The organism is Burkholderia sp. SRS-W-2-2016, from assembly GCF_001931485.1.
Classification (GTDB): Bacteria; Pseudomonadota; Gammaproteobacteria; order Burkholderiales; family Burkholderiaceae; genus Paraburkholderia.
In genome coordinates this window covers 22813-46071 of the sequence record NZ_MSDV01000075.1, presented here as the reverse complement: position 1 = coordinate 46071, position 23259 = coordinate 22813, and the positions used below count along the sequence as shown (strand labels likewise).

At 63.6% G+C, this 23259-nt stretch carries 17 protein-coding genes; 10 read left to right on the top strand and 7 right to left on the bottom strand.

Going from position 1 to position 23259, the window contains the following annotated elements:
* The first annotated feature begins 19 nt into the window (after nucleotides 1-19).
* Nucleotides 20-3379, top strand: a complete 3360-nt coding sequence (locus tag BTH42_RS31050; RefSeq protein WP_075305009.1) for a hybrid sensor histidine kinase/response regulator — start codon at nucleotides 20-22, stop codon at nucleotides 3377-3379.
* Nucleotides 3380-4489: 1110 nt separating this feature from the next.
* On the opposite strand, the gene BTH42_RS31040 is transcribed toward BTH42_RS31050, so the two are convergent.
* The gene (locus tag BTH42_RS31040; RefSeq protein WP_075305007.1) at nucleotides 4490-4918 is read right to left on the bottom strand and encodes a transposase; all 429 of its coding nucleotides are present in this window, start codon (nucleotides 4916-4918) and stop codon (nucleotides 4490-4492) included.
* Between the two features lie 694 nt (nucleotides 4919-5612).
* Here BTH42_RS31040 and BTH42_RS31035 point away from each other — a divergent pair.
* The 8 genes from BTH42_RS31035 to BTH42_RS31000 all read left to right on the top strand — a co-directional run bounded on the left by BTH42_RS31035 (nucleotide 5613) and on the right by BTH42_RS31000 (nucleotide 13540).
* Nucleotides 5613-7115, top strand: coding sequence for a catalase (locus BTH42_RS31035; protein ID WP_178392277.1), 1503 nt, complete (start codon nucleotides 5613-5615; stop codon nucleotides 7113-7115).
* A gap of 77 nt (nucleotides 7116-7192) precedes the next feature.
* Nucleotides 7193-7870 carry an ankyrin repeat domain-containing protein gene (locus BTH42_RS31030; RefSeq protein ID WP_075305005.1) on the top strand — a complete coding sequence of 226 codons (678 nt, stop codon included), beginning with the start codon at nucleotides 7193-7195 and terminating at the stop codon, nucleotides 7868-7870.
* A 180-nt stretch (nucleotides 7871-8050) separates the two neighbouring features.
* Nucleotides 8051-8734: a GntR family transcriptional regulator gene (locus tag BTH42_RS31025; protein ID WP_075305004.1), complete on the top strand. Its 684-nt coding sequence runs from the start codon at nucleotides 8051-8053 to the stop codon at nucleotides 8732-8734.
* Between the two features lie 239 nt (nucleotides 8735-8973).
* Nucleotides 8974-9738, top strand: coding sequence for an ABC transporter substrate-binding protein (locus tag BTH42_RS31020; RefSeq protein WP_218642030.1), 765 nt, complete (start codon nucleotides 8974-8976; stop codon nucleotides 9736-9738).
* A 13-nt stretch (nucleotides 9739-9751) separates the two neighbouring features.
* Nucleotides 9752-10519: an amino acid ABC transporter permease gene (locus tag BTH42_RS31015; RefSeq protein ID WP_075305003.1), complete on the top strand. Its 768-nt coding sequence runs from the start codon at nucleotides 9752-9754 to the stop codon at nucleotides 10517-10519.
* A gap of 1 nt (nucleotide 10520) precedes the next feature.
* On the top strand, nucleotides 10521-11333 hold the full coding sequence (locus tag BTH42_RS31010; RefSeq protein WP_075305002.1) for an amino acid ABC transporter ATP-binding protein: 813 nt from the start codon (nucleotides 10521-10523) through the stop codon (nucleotides 11331-11333).
* A gap of 199 nt (nucleotides 11334-11532) precedes the next feature.
* Nucleotides 11533-13125, top strand: coding sequence for a gamma-glutamyltransferase (ggt, locus tag BTH42_RS31005; protein WP_075305001.1), 1593 nt, complete (start codon nucleotides 11533-11535; stop codon nucleotides 13123-13125).
* 1 nt (nucleotide 13126) lies between these two features.
* Nucleotides 13127-13540: a PPC domain-containing DNA-binding protein gene (locus BTH42_RS31000; RefSeq protein WP_075305000.1), complete on the top strand. Its 414-nt coding sequence runs from the start codon at nucleotides 13127-13129 to the stop codon at nucleotides 13538-13540.
* Between the two features lie 82 nt (nucleotides 13541-13622).
* On the opposite strand, the gene BTH42_RS30995 is transcribed toward BTH42_RS31000, so the two are convergent.
* The 6 genes from BTH42_RS30995 to BTH42_RS30970 form a co-directional block, all read right to left on the bottom strand.
* Nucleotides 13623-14621 carry a transketolase family protein gene (locus tag BTH42_RS30995; RefSeq protein ID WP_075304999.1) on the bottom strand — a complete coding sequence of 333 codons (999 nt, stop codon included), beginning with the start codon at nucleotides 14619-14621 and terminating at the stop codon, nucleotides 13623-13625.
* Nucleotides 14618-15463, bottom strand: a complete 846-nt coding sequence (locus BTH42_RS30990) for a transketolase (protein WP_075304998.1) — start codon at nucleotides 15461-15463, stop codon at nucleotides 14618-14620. Before BTH42_RS30990 ends, BTH42_RS30995 begins: the two co-directional genes overlap by 4 nt.
* Nucleotides 15464-15503: 40 nt before the next feature.
* Entirely contained in the window at nucleotides 15504-16832 is a 1329-nt protein-coding gene (locus BTH42_RS30985) for an MFS transporter (protein ID WP_075304997.1), read from the bottom strand.
* 135 nt (nucleotides 16833-16967) lie between these two features.
* A complete protein-coding gene (locus BTH42_RS30980) occupies nucleotides 16968-17717 on the bottom strand; it encodes an SDR family NAD(P)-dependent oxidoreductase (protein ID WP_075304996.1) in 750 nt (249 codons plus the stop codon).
* A 123-nt stretch (nucleotides 17718-17840) separates the two neighbouring features.
* The gene (locus BTH42_RS30975; protein ID WP_075304995.1) at nucleotides 17841-18722 is read right to left on the bottom strand and encodes a LysR substrate-binding domain-containing protein; all 882 of its coding nucleotides are present in this window, start codon (nucleotides 18720-18722) and stop codon (nucleotides 17841-17843) included.
* A 95-nt stretch (nucleotides 18723-18817) separates the two neighbouring features.
* Complete coding sequence (locus tag BTH42_RS30970) at nucleotides 18818-19429, bottom strand: LysE family transporter (RefSeq protein WP_075304994.1); 612 nt, start codon at nucleotides 19427-19429, stop codon at nucleotides 18818-18820.
* Between the two features lie 593 nt (nucleotides 19430-20022).
* On the opposite strand from BTH42_RS30970, the gene BTH42_RS30965 reads away from it, so the two are divergent.
* Nucleotides 20023-22680, top strand: coding sequence for a glycosyl hydrolase family 28 protein (locus tag BTH42_RS30965; RefSeq protein ID WP_075304993.1), 2658 nt, complete (start codon nucleotides 20023-20025; stop codon nucleotides 22678-22680).
* Nucleotides 22681-23259: the final 579 nt, after the last annotated feature.

The following is a 23259-nucleotide window of genomic DNA, read 5'->3' as shown; positions in this document are numbered from 1 at the left end:
AATTGGGGAACTATCGTACATGCCGACCACGTCGTTGCGCCGCCTGCGCCGTTACCAGGATCTGCTGTTGCTGGGGGGCGGCGTTGCCATCTCGCTAGTGGCGTTGCTGACGATTCCCGCGGCGTGCCTGTATGCGATGCGGCAGTTCGTGGCCGTCGAGCGCGAGCAGTTCGTCGATGATCGCGGCCGCGTCGCCGCCGCGGTGCGCGAAGCAGAAACGTCGCTGCGCCGCACGGTGGCGTTTATCGAACTGTCGTGGCCGACGCTGCCCGCGGCCGATCTGCGCTACTACGACGAGTTTCGCCGCAACGGCAACCGGCTCGTGATCACGCCTTCGCCGGCCGCGGCGGTCGCATCGAACGGCGTGTTGTTCGCCGCCGCGCCGCTCGCACTCGACGATCCGTTGCTGCTGCGCCGCTACCTCGCGCTCGCGCAGCAGTTCGCGATCAGCAACGCGTCGGCGACGGCGAGCAATAACGTCGACGTCGAGGGCTACATCTACAGCATGCATCACGAATTGATCGTGGTGCCCGACTCGGTGGTACCCCCGCATCAAGCGCTCGACGTCGCCGCGCTGATCGAGCGCTTCAGGATCGACTTCGAAGCGCTGCCGCGACGCGAGGCCGAGCGGCCCGGGCGCTTTCATCTGCCGGTGTACTGGCTGCCGCCGTTTATCGATCCGATTACCGGCAACCGGCGTCTGCGGCTCGTCGCCCAGGCGTTCAATCAGGGTGAGCCGTTCGCGGTGGTCGCGATCGAATACGATCCGCGCATGCTGCTCAAAGCGCTCGACGATCGCGCGAGCGACAACGCGTATGAAATTGCCGGCCCCGACGGCACGCTGATCACGAGTCTCGGTGACGACGTCGACAAGGATCGCGCGGCGCAGAAGGGCGCGCGGCGGCAGTTGCGGCGGCCGATGTTTTTCGGCGGCGACGTCGCGTATGGCGACGGTTTCTTCGTGATGGAGGAGCCGATCGGCGACACCGGCTGGACGCTGCTCTACACGTTTTCGTGGCGCGACGTCGCGCTCGGCATCGCCGATCAGGTGATCACGGCGACCGTCGCGGTGTTGGTCATTCTGGGCGTCGTGTGGACGCTGCTGCTGATGTTTCGGCGTCGCGTGTTCGCGCCGATTCTCGCCGACTCGGCGCGCGTGTTCGAAAGCGAGCACCTGAGCCGCACGGTGATTCACACGGCGCCGGTCGGGCTGATGCTGGTGTCGCGCGAGAGCGGCGAGTGGCTGCTCGGCAATCCGCTGATGCACGAAATGGCGAAGGAGATCGTCGGCGGCGAGAAGGCGGTCGCGGACCGGCTGGTCGCGCACTACGCGAACTTCGAGCGCGAGGATGCCGTCGACGCGACCGTGGGCGTGCTGCGCCGCGACCTGCTGTTTCCGGCCGTCGACGGCGGCCAGCTCGAGTTCGCGAGCAGCGCGTCGCCGGCCCGCTTCCTCGGCATCGACGTGCTGGTGGCCGCCTTCATCGACGTCACGCAGCGCCGCCGGATGCAGCGCGAACTCGCGGAGGCGATGCGTGTCGCCGACTCGGCGAACCAGGCGAAATCCGCGTTCCTCGCGGCGATGAGCCACGAAATCCGCACGCCGCTGAACGCGATTCTCGGCAACCTCGAACTGCTCGCGAATTCGCCGCTGAGCGGTTCGCAGCAGGATCGCCTCGCGACCGTGCGCGGGGCCTCGCACGGACTGCTCGCGGTGATCAGCGACATCCTCGACTTTTCGAAGATCGAGGCGGGCGAGATGACGCTCGAGTATCTCGAGTTCAACGTCGCGGAGGTGGTCGAGCTGGTGCTCGGCATCTTCGAGCCAATCGCGCGGATGCGCGGCATCGGTTTGTACGCGCGCCTCGATATCGCGCTCTCGCAACCGATGTGGGGCGATCCGACGCGAGTGCGCCAGATTCTCAACAACCTGCTCAGCAATGCGCTGAAGTTCACCGAGCAGGGCACGGTCACGCTGACGGTCGCAATCGATCAGGACAACGAAGGCCGGCCGTGGATCAAATTCGCGGTCGCCGATACCGGCATCGGCATCGCCGACGAACATCGGCAGCAGCTGTTCAAGGCTTTCTCGCAGCTGGATCTGTCGATCAACCGGCGCTTCGGCGGCACCGGCCTCGGCCTCACGCTGTGCCAACGGCTCGTGCAAGCGATGGATGGCCGGATCGAGGTGTCGAGCACGCTGCACGTCGGCAGCTGCTTCACCGTTTATCTGCCGCTCGGCGACACCATTGCGGTGCAGCCCGATACGCGTTTCCTGGACGGGGAACGCCTGCTGTTCGTCAGTTCCGCTCCGGCGTGGTGCGAGTTCGCGGTGCCGCATCTGGAGCGCTGGGGCGCCGACGTGCAGGTGTTCCGGCATCCGGCCGCGGTCCCGGACGAGGAACTCCAGGACGATGCGCTGCTGGTGATCTGGGGCGACCGCGAGCAATGGCGTCCCGAAGACGAGAACCGCGTGATCGAGGAAGCGCTGTGGGTGATCGACGGCTACCCCGAGGGGCCCGCGCACGCGATGCGCACGGGCAAGATCGTAAGCGTGTCGTGCCTGAGTCTGAGCGGGCTCGAGGCGAGCGTCCGCGCGACCTTGCGCGGCGAGCCCTTGCCGCGCACTGTGGGCGCCGCCGGCATGCAGACACGAGCCGGCGCGCTGCCGCTGGCGCGCCGTCTGCACGTGCTGGTGGCCGAGGATAACGCCGCGAACCGGCTGCTGTTGTGCGAACAGCTGGAAACGCTCGGCTGCGCGGTCAAGGCGGCCGCGAGCGGCAAGCAGGCGCTGGAACTGCTCGACGACGCGCAGTGGGACGTGCTGCTCACCGACCTGAACATGCCGGGCATGAGCGGCTACCAACTGGCCGAGGCGGTGCGCGAACGTCATCCCACGCTGCCGATCATGGCGATCACCGCGCATGCGACCCGCGAGGAACGGTTGCGCTGCGAAGCGGCCGGCATGGACCGGGTGATGACGAAGCCGCTGTCGCTCCAACACCTGAACGAGGCGCTCGGCACGATCGCGGTCGGCAAGGGCGTGAAGCTCAGCGGTTTTTCCAGCGCCGACGAGCGCAAGCTAAGCGGCAATGCGATGCCGAAGCCGCTGCGGGACATGTTCGTGCAATCGACCGGCGACGCGTTGACGGCGATCGAGGCGGCGCGCGCGGCGCACGACGTGGACGCGCTGCTCGCGCAGGTTCACTCGCTGCGCGGCGCGCTGGCGGTGTTCGGGCACGCCGGGCTGGCGCAGGCGTGCGGGCAGCTCGAAGAGGCGATCAAGCACGACAGGAAGGCACCGGCGTCGGACCAACTCGATGCGCTCGAGCACGCGTTGCGTAACCTCATCGAAGATGTGGGGCAAGTCGAGGATTAACAGACTATCGACCGCGACCACGCTCGATAGTCTGTTAATTCAATCAATATTAATTTGAATAATTGGGACTGCAGCGTTGTATTAAAGGGGGCGTGATCTGAAGGATTTTTATTGAGAATGGCAATATTAATAATATGGGGTTTCGGCTGGAAAATTAAGATGAATTGTCATTATAAAAGTTGAATAAATTTAAATCTAGATTGGATCTATTCGGTTCGTCAATTAGCCGTAGAGTGGACTTTGCCACGCTAAAACCTTCCTGCAGACCTCGGACATTCGCGTTGTTGATTGCGGCGTGAGCGCCGTGTCTTGTCTGGGCGCAACCGCGCATCGGGAATCAGTACGCGTTTGAAGTTGGATAAATATCAAAACACAATCTGCTTTATTCGACCGTGAAATCGAATTGGTGTCGGTCTTATCTGCTTGTTGCTTATTTGAAACGATGCTGCGAGCGGTCTTGTGGTCCGCAGTATGAGCGATTCAAAAAATTAATCGAGGGCATTGTTTTTGACATCGCGCGTCTTTAAAAAGGCGCTGCCTGTCAGATATTCCGTCAATCCGCTCAATACCTGAAGACGGGTGGAATCCGGTCAATCTTGCGAGCGAACACGGGTGTCAATGTGGGTCTGCTAGTCAAATCGGAAGCGCGCGAATACGCGCCACATGGGTTGCGGCGGCGTGTCTGGGCATCGCGCTCAGCGGTGTGTCGCTGGCTGCGGAGCAAACGGCGTCCGGCTCTGGCGAGGCGGCGCAAGGTCGGGCCGGCACACCGACTGACGGCGCCGCGAATGTGCCGCGCAATGCGGTATCCGGAGACGGCCACGCGCCGTCGCAGGCCTACGGCAATACCGCTTCGCCGGCACTGGCAGCGCTGGAGCAGCGTGCGCCGCAACGTTATCTGTCGCCGCGCGCGTCTTTCACATAACCGGGTTTCGACACAGTATTGCTGTAGTAGACCATTGCCGGTTGCACGTGCCGGATGACCACCGCGACCTTGACTTGCGAAAGCGGCTTATGGATCCGATGCGACGGCATGGTCAAATAAAAACACCAGCCGAATGACGGATCATTCGGCTGGTGTTCTAAAGCCCTAAATACGTATTGATTCGATCAGGCCGCGTGCTTGAGCGACGACGGATAACCCGGACCGGACGACATTGCGGATTGCGAATCCAGCATTCGCAGACTGGATACGACGTGGCGGGATTTACGCGCGGACATGGTGTGCTTGCGCATGCGAACCTGCATGGTCTTGCACAATTCCTCGGCGTCCATGCCATATAGCTCATGCAGAAGGCGCTTCAGCACGCCCGATTCGCTCCACGCGAGAAACCGCCGATGGCAGGTCTGATAGGACGGATATTTACGCGGCATGGCAGACCACACGCCGCCGCTGCGGATGACCCATAGCACGCCGTTCAGCACTTCACGGGTATTGGCGAGAGGCCGGCCGCGCATTTCTCGACGCGGCCGCAATTCGGGGAGCAGCTCTGCAACACGCTGCCATTCTTCGTCATTGACGTCGCGGTAATTTGTCACGATTTTCCACCTTTTGCGGGAAACATTAGGATGAAAAATATCGGGATGGCCATCTGGATGATATTAGACGTGTCCGATTTTCGGTGATGTGCGGTGACGGTTTTCCTGGAGTGTCAGAAAGACGTCAAGAAAATCAATGATTTAGGGGTGACCGTTCGGAGTCTGAGCAATACGGCCAGGATCGGATACGTCCGGGTTTTAACGGGTGCCAGTTCGAATTTGCGAGTCTCTGATCAAAGCATTCGGACAACGCGTTGGGTCGCACCGGTCGTGGATGATGCATGGGGCATTGATACGACGTACGGGGCACTCCGCAGCCCGCGCCCGGTTGGCTGAACGTGCTCACGGCGCGCTTTAGCATTGAATAACTGGAACATCGAAAGCGAAATTCGTAAAAGTACTAAATCGTAAATGTCGGTGAGATTTGCAATTGCCTGATTATTTTGCGTCCGTAAATGTTAAATAAAATTTAGAGATGAAAAATATTTTTAAGATAAAAGGGTCAAAAAAATTTATTTTCTTTTCCGGTTTTTAGCCTGAATGGGAATTTTCCGAATTACTATCATCTCTATATTAATTTTCAATTGGCCAATTGCTGGATGATCTTTTGTAATTTGGTCGGCTTATTCGTAGTCGACTGTAATCAAGGAGCTCCACAAACATGCCTAAATCGAAAATCCGGTTATTGCGGGGGATGGTTGCCGCAACCTGTGTCGTGCTTTGCGCGTCGCCCTATGCTGCGCAATTGACGCGCGACAACGGCTCGCCCGTCGGCGATAATCAGAATTCGCAAACCGCCGGTCCCAACGGCCCGGTGCTGTTGCAGGATTCGCATCTGATCGAGAAGCTGCAGCGCTTCGATCGCGAGCGCATTCCGGAGCGCGTCGTGCATGCGCGCGGCACTGGCGCATTCGGCGAGTTCGTCTCCAGCGCCGACATCAGCGATCTGACCTCGGCCGCGCTGTTCGCACCCGGCGTGAAGACGCCGGTGTTCGTGCGCTTCTCGACGGTGATGGGCTATCGCGGCTCGCCCGAACAGGCGCGTGATCCGCGTGGCTTCGCGGTCAAGTTCTATACAAGCCAGGGCAACTGGGACTTCGTCGGTATCAACTGGCCGATCTTCTTCATTCGCGACGCGATCAAGTTCCCGGACTTCGTCCACGCGAACAAGCCGAGCGCGGTGACCGGCGTGCAGGATGCGAACCTGGCGTTCGACTTCTTCGCGCACACGCCCGAAGCGACCCACATGCTGACCCGCCTGTATACCCCCGAGGGCATGCCCAATTCGTATCGGAACATGGACGGCCATGCGGTGCATGCGTTCAAGTTCGTCAATACGCAGGGCAAGGTGGTCTATGTGAAGTTCCACTGGAAGAGCCAGCAGGGCGTGCACGGTATGCGTCCGCAGGAGATCGCGGGTTCGATCGGTTCCGACTGGAATCTGATGACCAACGACCTGTACGGCGCGCTGAAGGCCGGCAATTATCCGAAGTGGGATCTGTACATTCAGGTGCTGAACCCGGCGGATCTCGACAAGTTCGACTACAACCCGCTCGACGACACCAAGATCTGGTCCGACATTCCCGAGCGCAAGATCGGCACGATGACGCTGAACCGCATTCCGGACAACTATTTCGATGCGACCGAGCAGTCCGCGTTCGCGCCGTCGCGTCTGGTGCCGGGCATCGAGCCGTCGGAAGACCGGATGCTGCAAGGCCGCGTGTTCTCGTATGCGGATACGCAGATGTACCGGCTGGGTGCGAACTTCAACCAGTTGCCGGTCAATCGTCCGCACATTCCTGTCGTGAGCAACAACCAGGATGGCGCGATGAACATCGGTGAGCGCAAGGGCGAAGTGAACTACGAGCCGTCGGCGCTGAACGAGCTGTCGCAAGACCCGCGCTATATGTACATGCAGACGCCGCTTGCCGGCACGACCCAGCAGAAGGCGATCCACAAGACGCTGAACTTCCGTCAGGCTGGCGAGTTCTATCGGACCCTGTCCGAGCAGGACAAGCAGGACCTCGTGACCGCGCTGTCCGCGGACCTGAATCACGTCACCAACGAGAAGAACAAGTACACGATGCTGTCGTACTTCTATAAAGCCGATGCCGATTACGGCTCGCGCCTTGCCAAGGCGACCAATGCGGACACGAACCGCGTGAAGTCGCTCGCCGACCAGCTCGTCGAGAACTGATCGACGTGCGTCGCGAAGGCCGTACGCGGCCTTCGCGTTTTCTCCCGACCGCTCGCGCCGCGTGGCGCACCTCCCCGATGAAACGATTCCAGACCGCCATTCCCCGGATGCTGGCGATCGCGGCGTGCGCCGCCGCGATCGCTGGCTGTGCGCAGCCCAGGCTTCCCGCCGCATTGCCGCAGCCCGATCAACTGAGCGCGCAACCGGGTGGCCAGCAGGGCGCCCAACAGGCGGATGCGCATCGCTATGACGACACGTGGTTCGCGGCCGCGCGCCTTGGCCGGATCGATATCCTGCAGGCGCTCGTCGATGCGCGCTATCCGCTCGATACCACCACGTCCGAAGGCTATACGGCTTTGACCCTGACCGCGTATCGCAACCAGCCCACCGCGCTCGACTATCTGTTGCGCGCTGGCGCCGATCCCTGCATCGGCGACCGGCATGGCAATACCGCGCTGATGGGCGCGCTGTTCAAAGGCGAGACGGCGATCGCCAAACGTCTGGTCGAGACCCGCTGCCCGATCGATCAGACCAACAACGCGGGGCAGACAGCATTGTCGTTCGCGGCGATGTTCGGGCGGCTCGGCATGCTGCCGGTGCTGGTGGCGCACGGCGCCAATCCGGACCACATTGACCGGCTCGGCCGGACTCCGTTGCAGAATGCGTTGTTGCAAGGCAACGAGTCGGCGGTGGCCGCGCTGGAGAAAGTCGGCGCGACGCCGAATCCGGATCGTACGCTGCACGCGCGTCCGTAGCGCACGCTTTTGGGGGCGGACATGTACTTGCGTCCGCCCCGGCACCCCCGGCACCCCTCAAAATCCCCCGCATCCCATCAGTCCGCTCCGGACATTCCCTGATTTGTTTTTGAAAAACTGGATACAAAAATCCACTTTCAGTATCCTCCTTCCGTGTTCTTGCGCCTTCCCAACCGAATCATGCAGAGATCATCCGCCGCCCGCAGCCACGAACCCGGCACGACCGCCGAGCAGACCGCCTACCGCTACCTGTTCGATGCGATTTCGCAGGGCCGCTTCGCGACCGGGCAGCGGATCGTCGCCGAAACCATTGCGGCGGAACTGTCGATGAGCCGCATGCCGGTCCGCGAAGCGCTGCGCCGCTTGCACACCGAAGGGCTGGTCGTGTTGCGCCCGAATCGCGGCGCGATCGTGCGCGGCCTGAGCGCCGAGGAGCTGGAAGACATTTTCGACATGCGCGTCGCGCTCGAAGGTCTCGCCGCGCGCGTCGCCGCGCCGCGCTGCACCGACGAGCATCTGCGCACCCTCGAACGCCTGCTCGACGATATGGACACGTCGGTCGGCGATACCGACCTGTGGGTCCAGCGTCACTGCGCGTTTCACGAGTACCTGTGCAAGATCAGCGGCCGCACGCGTCTGTACGAGCAGATCTGCTCGCTCTATGCGTTGATCGAAGGACCGATGCGGTTGTGGATCGAGCAGGCCACGTTCCGGCGCAAAAGCGCGCGCGACTATCACCAGCTGCTGATCGACGCCTTGCGCAGCCGCGACCCGGACCTCGCGGAGCAGGCGATGCGCGAACACATCGAAACGACGGTGCCGCGCGTGCTGACGCTGCTCGGCACGCCGAAACCGACTGATTAACGCGCGGGTCGCGCGCAGCCGGAGCGGCCGCCAACCCGCGTCCGCGCCCGTACCCGCTGCGCGCGGCCGGCGTTCGCCGATCACCGCACGAAAAGACAGCACTACCGCTGAACTACCGCAGAACAACGGCAGAACCACAGCACTACGGCAGAACCACAACAGAACACCACAGGAGCAAGCCCATGTCAGCAAACAAGATCTCGCGCGTTCGTCTCGCCGCCCTCTGCGCAGGCGCATCCATGCTGTTGCACGCCGGCGTGACGCTCGCGGACGACGCGCAGCCGGCGGGCCTGCTCAAAAGCGGCACGCTCACCTACTGCGCGACGATGGACGCGCCCCCACTCGCGTTCTACGACGAGCAGCAGCAACCGCAGGGCTTCTCGATCGACGTCGCGCGCGACGTCGCGAAGTCGATGGGCAATCTGAAGGTCGCATGGCACGTGGTGCCGTTCAGCGGCCTGATCCCCGCGTTGAAGGCGCATCAGTGCGATCTGATCATCGGCCAGCTGTTCGACAAGCCGGAGCGGCGCGAGATCATCGACATTCACGACTACATGTACTCGAGCCAGTCGATCATGGTGCCGCGCGGCAACCCGCGCAAAGTGCATTCGCTCGACGATCTGTCGGGCCAGAAGGTCGCGGTGATCAACGGCTCGACGATGCGCTCGCTGCTTGAAAAGGAAAACGAAAAGTTTGCGGCCGCGCACAAGCCGCCGATGAACATCGTCGTCTACAACACCGACGCCGACGCATTCCAGGCATTCCGTCTGCAGCAGGTCGACGCGTACGGCACGACCGCCGAAAGCGCCGCGCAGTTCCAGCGCGTGTCGGGCAACAGCTTCGAGCAGGCGGTCACCGGTTTCGCGCGGATGCCGACCGGCATCGGCGCGCGCAAGGGCGAGCCGCTGTCGGGCGCGGTCGCGAAGGCCGCCGCCGATCTGACGAAGAGCGACCGCTACACGCAGATGCTCGCCAAGTGGCAGTTGCAGAACGAACGCTTCTGAGCGGGACGACGCCATGAACTTCAGCTGGGAGATTTTCCGCAAGTTTCTGATGATGCCGAGTTCCACGTATCTGCACGGACTCTGGCTGACCTGCGGAATCAGCGCCAGCGCGATCGTGCTCGGCATGGTGCTCGGGCTGGTTATCGCGCTGTTGCGGCTGTCGCCGAGCCGGCCGCTGCAGTACTTTGCGCGCTGCTATATCTGGGTGATGCGCGGCACGCCGCTGCTGGTGCAGATCGTGTTCCTGTACACCGCGTTCGCGGCCGCCGACATCTTCCGCTTCCACGATCTCGACTTCGGCGTGTTCACGCTGCCGGGCAACATCCAGGCAGCGGTGCTCGCGCTCGGCATGAACTCGGCCGCGTATATGGCCGAGATCATCCGAGCCGGCTTGAGCGCGGTCGACCGTGGGCAGTACGAAGCATCGCGCTCGCTCGGCATGACCTCGGTGCTGCTGATGCGGCGCGTGGTGCTGCCGCAGGCGCTGCGGGTGATCGTGCCGCCGATGGGCAACGAGTTCAACGTGATGCTGAAGAACACCACGCTGGTCAGCGTGATCGGTGTGCCGGAGCTGATGCTCAGCACGCAGATGGTCACCTCGGTCAACTTCCGGGTGTTCGAGCTGTATCTCGTGCTCGCGATCTACTTCCTGCTGCTCACCACGCTGTGGGGTTTCGTCCAGCGCCGCCTCGAGGCGCACTTCGGCCGCGGCGAAGCGCACGCGTCGCCGGGTAAGCGTCTGTTCGGCGGCCAAACCATGAAGCTTCTGCGAGGGCGTTGAAGTGAGTCAGACAGACGAAATCATCATCGAGGCGTCGGACATTCACAAATCGTTCGGCCCGACCAAAGTGCTCAACGGCATTTCGTTGAGCGTCAGCAAAGGCGAAGTGGTGGTGCTGATCGGCTCGTCGGGGTCGGGCAAGACCACCTTCATTCGCTGCCTGAATCTGCTCGAAACCTTCGACGCCGGCCGCGTGCGCGTGAACGGTCGCCTGCTCGGCTTCGTCGAACGCGCGGACGGCAAGGTCGTGCGCGATTCGGCGCGCGAGCTCGCGCGCCAGCGACGCGACATCGGCATGGTGTTCCAGCGCTTCAATCTGTTCCCGCACATGACCGCGCTCGAAAACGTGATCGAAGCGCCGATCCACGTGCTGAAGGTGCCGCGCGACGAAGCGTTGCAGCAGGCGAAGCGTCTGCTCGCACGCGTTGGCCTCGCCGATCGTGCGGATCACTATCCGTCGCAGTTGTCGGGCGGACAGCAGCAGCGCGTCGCGATCGCGCGCGCCTTGGCGATGCAGCCGAAAGTGCTGCTATTCGACGAGCCTACCAGCGCGCTCGATCCGGAGACGGTCGGCGAAGTGCTGCAGGTGATGAAGGAGCTGGCCCGCGACGGGATGACGATGGTCGTCGTCACGCACGAGATGGAATTCGCGCGCGAGGTCGCGCATCGGGTCGTCGTGCTCGATCAGGGCGAACTGATCGAACAGGGGCCGCCCGAACAGATCTTCACCGCGCCGACTCATGCCCGTACCCGCGCGTTTCTGCGCCGCACGCTGAAGTCCGCGCCGGTGCTTGCGCCGGAGTCGTCGGTGTGAGCGGCGGCTGATAACGTGCATGACGGCGTGTGGTACTTAAGCACGCATCGTCGTCACGCGCATTGCTCATCTCAGCGCCGTCGCCGCTGTTCGTGCAGCCCGCGGCGGCGTGAAAATTTTCCAAAGCGCGCGCGTTCGCTCAGGCCAATACGCCGGCGCATCCCGCGCGCGCTTCTTCAACGGATTGGAGAACGTTTTTATGCGTAACTTCGAGAAGCCCGGCCGTTCACTGGCCTTCGCCCGCAACGGCATGGCGGCCACCTCGCACGCAGCGGCGACGCTCGCGGCGGTCAACGTGCTCGCGGCCGGCGGCAACGCGATCGATGCGGCGATCGCCGCGTGCGCGGTGCAATGCGTGGTCGAGCCGGGCTCGACCGGCGTCGGCGGCGACTGCTTCGCGCTGTACTCGCGCGGCGGCAGCGACGACATCGTCGCGTACGACGGTTCCGGCTGGGCCCCGGCGGACGCGAGCGTCGAGCGCTTGCAGCAACTGGGCGTGAATGCGATCGAGCGTCATTCGCCGCATGCGGTGACGGTGCCCGGCGCGGTGCATGCATGGACCACGCTGCATCGCGATCACGGCCGCCTGCCGCTGCGCGAGATTTTCGCGCCGGCGATCCGCTACGCGGAGGAAGGCTATGCGGTCACGCCGCGCAGCGCGTCGGACTGGGCGCACGAAGTCGATACGCTCGCGCGCGACGCCGAGGCGAGCGCGACGATGCTGGTCGACGGCGCGGCGCCCGTACAGGGCAGCGTGCATCGTCAGCCGCAACTGGCGAATACACTGCGGCTGATCGCCGAGGAAGGGCGCGACGGTTTCTACCGCGGGCCGCTCGCCGAAAAGATGGTCGCGCATCTGCGCGCGCACGGCGGCCTGCATTCGCTCGACGATTTCGCCGACTACCACGGCGACTACGTGACGCCGATCCGCGCGAGCTTTCGCGGCTACGAGGTGGTCGAGTGCCCGCCGGCCGGGCAGGGCGTGATCGCGCTGATGATCCTGAAGATTCTCGAGAAGTGCGCGGCCGACGGCGATCCGCTCGACGCCGACCGCATCCATCGCGAGGTCGAGGCCGCGAAGCTCGCGTACTCGGTGCGCGACGCGGTGCTCGGCGATCCGCGCCACGGCAAGGTGGATGTCGACTGGCTGCTGTCCGATGCGCTCGCCGACGAACTGCGCGGCCGCATCGATCTCGCCCGCGCGTTGCCGCCGGGGCCGGCGCTGACGCCGGTCGAGCATCGCGACACCGTGTACATCACGGTGGTCGACAAGGATCGCAACTGCGTGAGCTTCATCAATTCGCTGTTCCATCCGTTCGGCAGCGGGTTGATGGCGCCGGGCTCGGGCGTGCTGCTGCATAACCGCGGACAGAGCTTCGTCGTCGAGCCGGGGCATCCGAATGCGATCGGGCCGCGCAAGCGTCCGATGCACACGATCATCCCGGGCATGGTCACGCAAGGCGGCCGGGTGCGCATGAGCTTCGGCGTGATGGGCGGCCACTATCAGGCGATGGGGCACGCGCATTTCCTGTCGAAGGTGCTGCATTACGGCGTCGACATGCAGGCGGCGATGGACTTGCCGCGGATTTTCCCGCGCCCGGGGACCGATGGCGTCGAGGTCGAATCGACGATGCCGGCGTCCGTTTGCTCGGCGCTGACCGAACGCGGCTTCAGGATGGCGGAGCCGTCGTCGGCGATCGGCGGATCGCAGGCGATCTGGATCGACTGGGAGCAGGGCGTGCTGATGGGCGCATCCGATCATCGTAAGGATGGCTGCGCGCTGGGGTACTGACATGCAAGCCCATCCTCTGCGCCTGTCTCCGGACGACGACCTGCGCAGCGCGATCGAAGACGCGCTGCGGCAACGCGGGCTGCAAGCGGCGTTCGTCGTGCAGGGCATCGGTAGTCTGAGCGTCGCGGCATTGCGTTTCGCCGGTGCAGACGACCCGACCGAGATTTGCGGCGACCTCGAAATCCTGAGTCTCGCCGGTTCCGTGTCGCCCGATGGCGCGCACTTGCACATGTCGATCTCGGACGCGCAGGGCCGCGTGTTCGGCGGTCACGTGGCGCGCGGCTGCACGGTGCGCACGACGGTCGAATTGTTGCTGGTGTCGCTGCCCGACCATTCGTTCGCGCGCGAGCCCGATGCGCAAACGGGTTTTATGGAACTGGTGATTCGCGGCAAACCGCAAGCCGATCGGTCATAAAGAAACCGCGATAAAGAAACGGCCGCGCTCCTCTCGGAACGCGGCCGTCGAACCCAGCCACTCTTACCGCCGACTCACACGATCAGCGCAGCCACGTCTTGATCGTCGTCGCCATCGCATTCGTCGAGATCCCATAGCGATCATGCAAGGTCGGCAGCGCGCCCGCGTCGAGGAATTCGTCAGGCAGCGCAATCTGCCGGAACGGCGGCGTCACGCCCGCGCTCAGCAGCGCCCGCGCGACCGCTTCGCCGAGCCCGCCGATCACCGTGTGATTCTCCGCGACGATCACCATGCGGCCGCTTCGTTGCGCTTCGCGCAGGATCGTTGCCGTATCGAGCGGTTTGATCGTCGGCACATGCAGCACCGCCACATCGACTTTGTCGGCCTCCAGCGCCTTCGCGACTTCCAGCGAGCGCATCGTCATGATGCCGGACGAGATCAGCAGCACGTCGTTGCCGCCGCGCAGCAGCTTCGCCTTGCCGAGTTCGAAGCGATAGTCGTATTCGTCCAGCACCGCCGGCACGTTGCCGCGCAGCAGACGTGCGTACACCGGGCCGCGATGCGCGGCGATCGCCGGCACCATCTGCTCGATATCGAGCGCGTCGCACGGATCGATCACCGTCATGTTCGGCATCGCGCGCATCAGCGCGAGATCTTCGGCGGCCTGGTGGCTCGGGCCGTAGCCGGTCGTCAGCCCCGGCAGCGCGCAGACGATCTTCACGTCGAGATTGTCTTCCGCGATCGTCTGGTGGATGAAGTCGTACGCGCGCCGCGTCGCAAACACCGCATAGGTGGTCACGAACGGTTGCGCGCCTTCGTGTGCAAAGCCGGCCGCCGCGCCCATCAACAGCTGCTCGGCCATCCCCATCTGGTAGTAACGCTCCGGAAAGGCCTTCGCGAAGATGTGCAGGTCGGTGTATTTGCCGAGGTCGGCCGTCATGCCGATCACGTTGGTTTTCGTGCGGGCCAGCTCGGTAAGCGCGTGGCCGAACGGCGCGGCACGCGTGAGCTGTCCTTCGGCCGCTATCGACGCGATCATCGCCGAGGTTTTCAACCGGGGCTTGTTGGCAACGGTGCTCATGTTTGTCTCCCTGCTTCGAGTGCATCGAGCGCGAGCTGCCACTCGTGCGCATCGACGCGGATGAAATGGTTCTTCTCGCGTTGTTCAAGGAACGGCACGCCGCGGCCCATCTTCGTATCGCACACGATGATGCGCGGCTGCGCCTCGGGGTGATTGCGCGCGTTGTCGAATGCGCGCTTGACCGCGTCGATATCGTTGCCGTCGATCCGTTGCACGTACCAGCCGAACGCTTCGAGCTTTTCGACCAGCGGCTCGAACGACATGATCTGGGTGGAAGGCCCGTCGGCCTGCTGATTGTTCACATCGACCATCGCGATCAGGTTGTCGAGCTTCCAGTGCGCGGCGGACATCAGGCCTTCCCAGATCGCGCCTTCGTCGAGTTCGCCATCGGAGAACAGCGTGTAGACGAATGCGTCGGAGTTCTTGCGTTTCAGACCGAGGCAGCGGCCGACCGCGATCGTCAGCCCCTGGCCGAGCGAACCGCCGGACATTTCCATGCCGGGCGTGTAGCTGGCCATGCCCGACATCGGCAAACGGCTGTCGTCGCTGCCGTAGGTTTCGAGTTCGTCGGCGGGCAGAATGCCGGCTTCGAACAGCGCCGCGTACAGCGCGATCGCGTAGTGGCCGTTCGACAGCAGGAAGCGGTCGCGCGCTTCCCAGTCGGGGTCGTCGGCGCGGTAGCGCATTGCGCCGAAGTACGCGACGGCCAGCACGTCGGCGATGTCGAGCGCCTGGCCGATATAGCCCTGGCCCTGGACTTCGCCCATCAGCAGCGCGTTTCTCCGAATCCGGTATGCGCGCTCGGCGAGCGTGACCGTGTCGTGGAGGGTGTCAGTGTCCATCTATAACTCCAGTGGTGAAGCGGGGAAGTGCCAACGCGAATCAGCGGTTGACGGTTTTGGCGGGCACCAGGAACACGAGCAGCGCGCCCAGCGTGACCGCGGCGGAGATAAAGATCAGCCCGGCGGTCGATTTGCCGGTCAGATCGTTCAGCCAGCCGACGATCGCCGGCGAGAAGAAGCCGGCCAGATTGGCGAAGCAGTTCACCGCGGCGATGCCGGCCGCCGCCGACATGCCGCCGAGCACCGCGGTCGGCAGCGACCAGAATTGCGACGACGACGCGAGAATGCCGGCCGACGCAATGCTCAGACAGACCAGCGACGCGCCGACGCTGCCCAGCCACGGCAGGCTGACGAAACCGGCCGCCGAGATCAGCATCGGGATCGCCAGATGGAAGCGCCGCTCGCGGCGACGGTCGGCGCTCATGCCGATCAGCGGCAACGCGACGAGCGCGCACAGATACGGAATCGCGGTAAAGATGCCGACCCACAGCGGATCGGCGACACCGGACTTGCGGATGATGGTCGGCAGCCAGAACGTCAGACCGTACTGGCCGAGCACGACGCAGAAGTAGATCGCGGCCATCAACCACAGGCGCCGGTCGCCGACGAACGCGCGAATCGACACGTGCGCGATCTTGTGCTCGGCATCGGCGGCGACGTTGCGCGCCAGCAGTGTTTTCTCGGCGTCGTTCAGCCATTTGGCGTGCGCAATGCCGTCGTCGAGATAGAGCAGAATCGCGATGCCGAGCACGAACGACGGCAATGCTTCGATCAGGAACAGCCACTTCCAGCCGGCCAGCGCCATCACGCCGTGCAGCGAGTGCATGATCGCGCCCGACAGCGGGCCGCCGATCATGCCCGCGAGCGGAATCGCCATGAAAAACAGCGACAGTGCCTTCGCGCGCCGCGCCGATGGAAACCAGTAGGTCAGATAGAGAATCACGCCGGGCGCGAAGCCCGCTTCGGCGACGCCGAGCAGAAAGCGCAATCCGTAAAACGCGGCGGGTGTCTTGACGAAGACGAAGCACGCGGAAATCACGGCCCACGTCAGCATGATGCGGGCGAGCCAACGGCGCGCGCCGACCCGGTGAAGAATCACGTTACTTGGCACTTCGAACAGAAAGTAGCCGAGAAAGAAGATGCCGGCGCCCATTCCGTACACGGTTTCGCTGAAGCGCAGATCGTTGAGCATCTGCAGCTTCGCGAAGCCGACGTTCACGCGGTCGAGATACGCGCCGAGATAGCACAGCATCAGAAACGGGATCAGCCGGCGGCCGACCTTCGCATACGTCTTCGCCTCGAAGGTCGACGAATCGCTACGCGGCAGCACGTCGCCCGCCAGCGGGGGCGCGGTGTATTTCGCTTTCATACGTGTCTCCTGTGTCGACCGGATGCGACGCAGCGGCGCGTGCTCCGGTCGTCTCCATATCGTCACCGTCAAAGCCCCGGCCTATGCTGGCGGGTGCTCGCGGTGTACCTCACGGCCCTCGGACGGGGGGCGGCGTCAATGAATCAGCATGCCGCCGTTGACGTCGAGCGTCGTGCCGGTCAGATAGCTCGACAGGTCGCTCAGCAAGAACAGGCACGCGTTCGCGACGTCGTCGGCGGCGCCGAGCCGGCCGAGCGGGATACCCTTGAGAATGTCTTCGCGCATCGCCGGCGTGAGCTTGTCGCCGGTGATGTCGGTCTGGATCAGACCGGGTGTGATCGAATTGACGCGGATGTGGTTGGCGCCGAACTCGCGCGCCATCGCTTTCGCGAGACCGAGTACGCCCGCTTTCGCGGCGCTATAGTGCGGTCCGCCGAAAATCCCGCCGCCGCGTTGCGCGGACACCGACGACATGCAGACGATACTGCCGCCGTTCTGTTCCTTCATTGCCGGAATCACCGCTTGCGACATGTAGAGGGTGCCGCGCAGATTCACGTCGACGATCGCGTCGAAGTTCGCGCCGCTGATGTCCAGCGTGCGAACCGGCTGCGTGATGCCGGCATTGTTGACGAGTCCGTCGATCTTGCCGTAGCGCTCCAGCGTGAGCCGCGCGGCCCTGATGCAGGCGTCCTTGTCGGTCACGTCGCAGGCGAGGCCCAGATGTCCGGCGCCGAGATCGGCGGCCGCGCTTTCGGCGTCTTCGCGGCGCAGGTCGAGGACTACGACGCGCGCGCCCTGCTGCGCCAGCGCGCGTGCGGTGGCTTTGCCGATACCGCGCGGCGATGCCGCGCCGGTGACGATGACGATCCTGTTCTCGAGCAGCATTGCTTGTCTCCTGTGTGTTGATTGGTGCCCAGAGTGTCGACTGCCGGGGCGCGCGCATCAACGCGGAAACGTTCAACCATGCGTGAGAAAAATTCAGGTGACGTGCGGGAGAGCTCCGCGGCGCTAGCCGGCGGCCTCGCGCTCGATCCACGCCAGAAACCGCTCGACGCGCGGCAGCGTCGCGTTTTGCGGCGGATAGACCAGATGATGGGCGCCGACTTCGACCGCATGGCTGTGGTCGAACACGGGCACCAGCAGGCCGTCGCGGATTTTCACGGACGCGAGCAGCAGACTTTCGAGCGCGATGCCGAGCCCGAGCGCCGCGGTTTCCAGCGACATGTACGAGCGGTCGAACGAGAAATCGAAGGTCTTGTGCGCGGCCGCCACGCCGGTGCGGCCGAACCATTGCTTCCATTGCACCAGCGGCGACTCGGAATAGATCAGCCGGTGCGCGAGCAGGTCGTCGGGCGTTCTGACCGGATGGCGTTCCAGGTATTGCGGCGACGCAAGCGGCGCGATGAATTCGCCGCGCACGGTCTTGACCTGCAGGTTGTTCCAGTTGTCGTAACCGTGGCGCACGTCGATGTCGTAGAAGCCGTTCGTGAACGACACGTTTTCGTATGAACACGACACATTCAACTGGATATCGTCGTTCGCCTCCTGAAACGACGCCAGCCGCGGCAGCAGCCACATCAGCCCGAAGCTCGGGCTCGAATGCACGCGCAGGATATCGACGTCGGCGCGACTCGACGCGCGCTCGGTTGCGCGGCTCAGATCGGCGAGCGAACCCGTCACGTCCGCGAGGTAGCGCTCGCCGGTGGGCGTCAACACGAGGCCCCGGCCGGAGCGACGAAACAGAGGCTGGCCGATGATCGATTCGAGATTGCTGATCTGGTGGCTGACCGCCGACGCGGTCAGCCCGAGTTCGTCGGCGGCGCCGTTCACGCTTTTGGTTCTCGCCACGCTTTCGAACGCGATGATCGATTTGACCGGTGGGATGCGCATGGTGAGAGCTTGTTCAGTGGCAGTGGCAGTGGCAGTGGCAGTGGCAGTGGCAGTGGCAGTGGCAATGGATAAAGACCTGGACGCGCGCGTCGCTGTCAGCGGCCCGCCAGCAAGCGCCCGCCCAATCCCACCAACAGCACGCCGGCCGCCGTATCGAGCGCGGCTTTGCGGCGAATCAGCGTGCGCTGAACCGCCGGATGCGACGCGAGCAGCGCCATCGCGCAGTACCACGCGGCCGAGATGCCGATCGACATCGCGACCACCGCGATGTTCAGCCACAACGGCGCGTGCGGGGGCACCATCAACGCAAAAATGCTGCCGTAGAACGCGACGGATTTCGGGTTCGTCATGCTGACCACGTAGCCCTTCTTCGTAGCGGCCCAGCCGGAGGCGCTGGCCGTGACGGCGGCCGATAACGGTCGCCGCGCGCCGGCGATCATCCTGATGCCCAGCCAGATCAGATAGAGCGCGCCGGCCACCCGCAGCAGCGTGCCGAGCCACGCGACGTGCGCGACGATCAGGCCCAGTCCCGCGATCGCGATCAACGCCCAGGTGCCGGACGCGGCGGCCAGACCCAGGCCGGTCATTACGCCGGCGCTGCGCGACGCGATCGCGGTCGACGTGACGATCAGAAAATTCGGTCCCGGGCTGGCGACGCTGAGCAGCAGCACGCCCGCAAGGGCGAGCAGGAGGTTGATCGATTGCAAGGTGGGTTCCCGGTAATGGGTGGGGGCGCGGATTCGGACTGGTGCGGACGGCAAGTTTGCATGATAGCCGAGCGTGCGCTGGCGGCTTGAGCGTCGCGAGCCGAAACACGACCTTTCGCCATCCTTACGAAAATCGCAGGCGCTAACACATGGGAGGTCGGGTTTACTGTAATTGAAACGACGCGGCGCTCTGAAGCATCATCGTCGTACGTTGTACGATGAATTATGTCGTTGCCTAACAACTTCCCAGAAGGACTCGCCGAGCGGATTGCCGCTGAGATCCGTGGGGCTGGAACCCAAAACAACATCATAATTTTGAGAGGAAACCCATGCCGCATAAGGACTTTGGGTTGCGCCGCAACTTTTCCGCGCCTGGCCGTGGCGGGACCGGCGTGTCGTCATAAGTGCCCGCGCCGCTAAAGAGCGGCGCTGCGGATCGGACCGCCAGAGCGGGCATAAGCCCGTGATATCTCATACGATGTCTTATAACAATTTTTGAACATTCGGCAGCTCCGGCACCGCCCGCAAGCGTCGTCGCGACGCGCGCGCAGCGTACCGAGCCTGCCCAGGATTCACCCCCAAGGAGATGACTTATGAAGATGCGCTCAGTCCGGGAGCTTTGTGCACTCGGCCTGTTCGTCCTGACCGTCGCCGCTTGCAGCGACGGTCATGGCGTTTCCGGCTCGAATAGCGGTTCCAGCACGCCGCCCAGCAACCCCAGTTCGCCGTCCACACCGGTGTGGACGCCGGGCCGTTATGCCGGCGACACCAACCTGCCCGATTCGCCGGCGCTGCCGTCGGACACCCAGGTCTGCTCGACCCTCGAGGCCAGCAACAAGCTGGTCAAGAACGCCGACGGTTCGCTGCCGGTCAGCGCGGACCCGACGCCGGCCACCTACGGCGGCGCGACCACCGCGTTGAACAACCCCGACCAGGCGCGCATCCAGGCCGCGCTCGACGCGTGCGGCGCGACCGTCGACGCCGAAGTCGGCGCGAAGATCAGCCAGGCCGACCAGCAGGCCGCCGCTTCCCAGCAGGCCGCGAACAATTCGCTGGTCAATATCGCGGGCGCGTCGAGCGAAACGCTGTCGAACCCGAGCTACAAGGCGACCAAGTTCGCGGTGCGGCTGGTCAAGAACAGCGGCGGCGCCGGCAATGCGTTCCTGAGCGGACCGCTGGTGCTGCCGTCGGGCGTCACGCTGTGGGTCGACGACGGCGTCACGCTGTTCGCGAGCCGCGACGTGGTGGTCTACGACAAGAGCGCGCAGGACCGCCCGAACGCGATCACCTGCGGCGCGGCGATCAACAACCCGAACGGGCTGCCGGCGCCGAGCGGCACGCTCAATGCGGGCACCGCGACGATCGCCGGCACCAGCGGGATGCAGAACTGCTACGCGCTGATTCGCGGCAACCACACGGTCAATACGTCGCTGATGGGCAATGGCTCGATCGACGCGCGTGGTTACATGCCGCTGATCAGCTCGTCGGCGAACTACCCGATGATCCGCTGGGCGACCGGCGTGACCGAGGCGTTCACGTATTCGGGCAACAACATCAGCGGCGTGACCACGCCGAAGTTCAGCTGCACGAACACGATCGCCGCTTACCGCGCGGGCACGCTGGCGCCGGAAGGCACCGCTTGCGACGTGGTGACCGCGATGGGCAAGACCACGCTGACCACCCCGGCGGTCGCCTATGTGGTGAACCGTCAGGCGACCAGCGTGCCGCAGGGCTACGCGGTTACCGGCGGCGGCTGTAACGCCAGCACGACCGGTTGCGCGCGCTGGGTGCCGGCGAGCTGGTGGGACATCTCGTACCACGGCAATAAAGACATCGGCGGCGGCCCGTACAGCTTCCAGGGCAACCCGGGCATGTTCTGGATGCAGCAGTCGAAGAACCTGTCGCTGTATCAGATCACGCTGCGCAACAGCACGTTCTTCACCGTCGAAGCGGACGGCGTGGACGGCTTCACCGTGTGGGGCATCAAGATCATCACGCCGCTGCTGCCCGATGCGGCGAACCAGGCGAGCGTCGGCATGAACAACGACGGCTTCGACGGCGTCAGCGGTTCGTACTCGCGTCTGTACACGGGCGCGACGATCGACGCGAGCTCGACCGGCGTGAAGAACACCGACGGCGTCGACCCGAGCGTCGCGTCGGCTCCGGAGCATGCGGCGCTCGGCACCGGCAGCACGACGACCTCGTCGGGGCAGGTGTACTTCGACGGCTACGTGAAGAACGTCGCGATCGTCTACAACTTCCTGAGCCCGTCGGACGATAACGTCGCGTTCAAGGGCGGTCTGATGGATCCGCGCCCGGCCGCGACGCACGGTGCGCAGAACGGTTCGGACCCGGCCAACATGGCGTGGGGCATCGACGGTAATCGCGGCGTGTCGTCGAACCGTACCTACGGCATCACGGTCGCGCACAACCACAACTACAACGGCCACGGTCTGTCGATCGGCAGCCCGACCAATGCAGGTGTGCGAAACATTCACTTCTACGACAACTACTTCGACAACGTCTACGACGGCAGCACTTCGTCGACGGACATGGGTATCGTGGGTCTGCGCATCAAGAGCGGCCAGGCGCGCGGCGGCGACGTCAGCAACATTTACTACGACGGCGCCTGTATGCGTGGGGTGAAGGACTTCCTCGTGTTCGACATGTACTACACGGGCCCGAGTGCCGACCCGGACACGTACACGGGTCTGGGCTGGTTGCCGCCGAGCTTCCACGACATCAACCTGAGCAATATCCGCATGATGAACATCCCGGCCAACAAGTCGGCGGGCAAGAACGGCGGCGGCAACCTGACCTTCCGCGGTCTGCATGCCGACACCGCTTACGCCAACACGCAGAGCGTGATCCAGCTGAACCTGGATAACGTGGTCGCGGACAACGATGTCGTGCTGGGTATCTCGAACCTGAGCAAGCCGGTCGTCAACATCGGTGCGCTCGACGGCTCGACGCAGTCGAAGGGCGCTAACGCCACGCTGAATCTCGGCGCGAACGTGAGCCTGATCGGTCAATCGTTCGCACACGGTTCGGGCGGCATCCTGACCAACACGTCGAGCGGCGCGGGCAAGTACACGAGCCCGACCAACACGCTGAACCTGACGGTGAACGGCAGCGACGACGCGGGCGCGGCAAGCGACGCGAATCCGGCGGCGACGATCGTCGCGCAGAATGCGAAGCTGCAACTGTGCGACCAGGCTGCTTCTTGGCCGGTGTTCCCGAACGTGAAGTAAGCGTGGCGTTGTAACGGTAGCGGACTCGCGGCTTGTGGCGGCGGGTCCGGCAGGAAGCGGAAAGCAAAAAGCCCCACAGGCGACTGTGGGGCTTTTTTATTAGCTTTAATCGTCAGATTTATAGAATGGGTAGTCGTCTCGAAAGAGGAAATTTTAATTTTCGTTTAAGTTTTGAAAGGTGGATAAAGAAGAGCGGGGAGAGGTGCCGGAGAGACTAATAGAAGTCCCCGAAAAGTCAGTCGCGCCGATCTCGCGTTGCACCGTTCATGCCCATAAAAAAGGCCTAATCGTCCGATAGTACGAGGCGCGATCGACTGTTCAGCTCAAGTCCATTCAGCAAATTTTCACCCGAAGATTTCGCGTTTCCATACCGATTTATAAATTCTTGACGATAGGAAAAGTCCTATTAGTACCGGTACTAGCGGCGGCATTTCGGATTAGTACGGGTCATATATGGAGCGTTTTACTTTATTGAGATTATGGCGTCGAAGCTTCTGATTAATCCGAAGCGAACGACGCAGCGTGCTGACAGCCCGCGTCGAACCAATTAACCAGGCCGTTGCCCCCTTGCGCAGCGTC

Coding starts and splice junctions, on each gene's coding strand:
- BTH42_RS31050 (WP_075305009.1), top strand. CDS start 20: ATGCCGACCACGTCGTTGCGCCGCCTGCGCCGTTACCAGGATCTGCTG.
- BTH42_RS31020 (WP_218642030.1), top strand. CDS start 8,974: ATGCTGTTGCACGCCGGCGTGACGCTCGCGGACGACGCGCAGCCGGCG.
- BTH42_RS30995 (WP_075304999.1), bottom strand. CDS start 14,621: ATGAGCACCGTTGCCAACAAGCCCCGGTTGAAAACCTCGGCGATGATC.
- BTH42_RS30965 (WP_075304993.1), top strand. CDS start 20,023: ATGAAGATGCGCTCAGTCCGGGAGCTTTGTGCACTCGGCCTGTTCGTC.
- BTH42_RS30975 (WP_075304995.1), bottom strand. CDS start 18,722: ATGCGCATCCCACCGGTCAAATCGATCATCGCGTTCGAAAGCGTGGCG.
- BTH42_RS30990 (WP_075304998.1), bottom strand. CDS start 15,463: ATGGACACTGACACCCTCCACGACACGGTCACGCTCGCCGAGCGCGCA.
- BTH42_RS31000 (WP_075305000.1), top strand. CDS start 13,127: ATGCAAGCCCATCCTCTGCGCCTGTCTCCGGACGACGACCTGCGCAGC.
- ggt (WP_075305001.1), top strand. CDS start 11,533: ATGCGTAACTTCGAGAAGCCCGGCCGTTCACTGGCCTTCGCCCGCAAC.
- BTH42_RS31030 (WP_075305005.1), top strand. CDS start 7,193: ATGAAACGATTCCAGACCGCCATTCCCCGGATGCTGGCGATCGCGGCG.
- BTH42_RS30985 (WP_075304997.1), bottom strand. CDS start 16,832: ATGAAAGCGAAATACACCGCGCCCCCGCTGGCGGGCGACGTGCTGCCG.
- BTH42_RS30980 (WP_075304996.1), bottom strand. CDS start 17,717: ATGCTGCTCGAGAACAGGATCGTCATCGTCACCGGCGCGGCATCGCCG.
- BTH42_RS31015 (WP_075305003.1), top strand. CDS start 9,752: ATGAACTTCAGCTGGGAGATTTTCCGCAAGTTTCTGATGATGCCGAGT.
- BTH42_RS31025 (WP_075305004.1), top strand. CDS start 8,051: ATGCAGAGATCATCCGCCGCCCGCAGCCACGAACCCGGCACGACCGCC.
- BTH42_RS31035 (WP_178392277.1), top strand. CDS start 5,613: ATGGTTGCCGCAACCTGTGTCGTGCTTTGCGCGTCGCCCTATGCTGCG.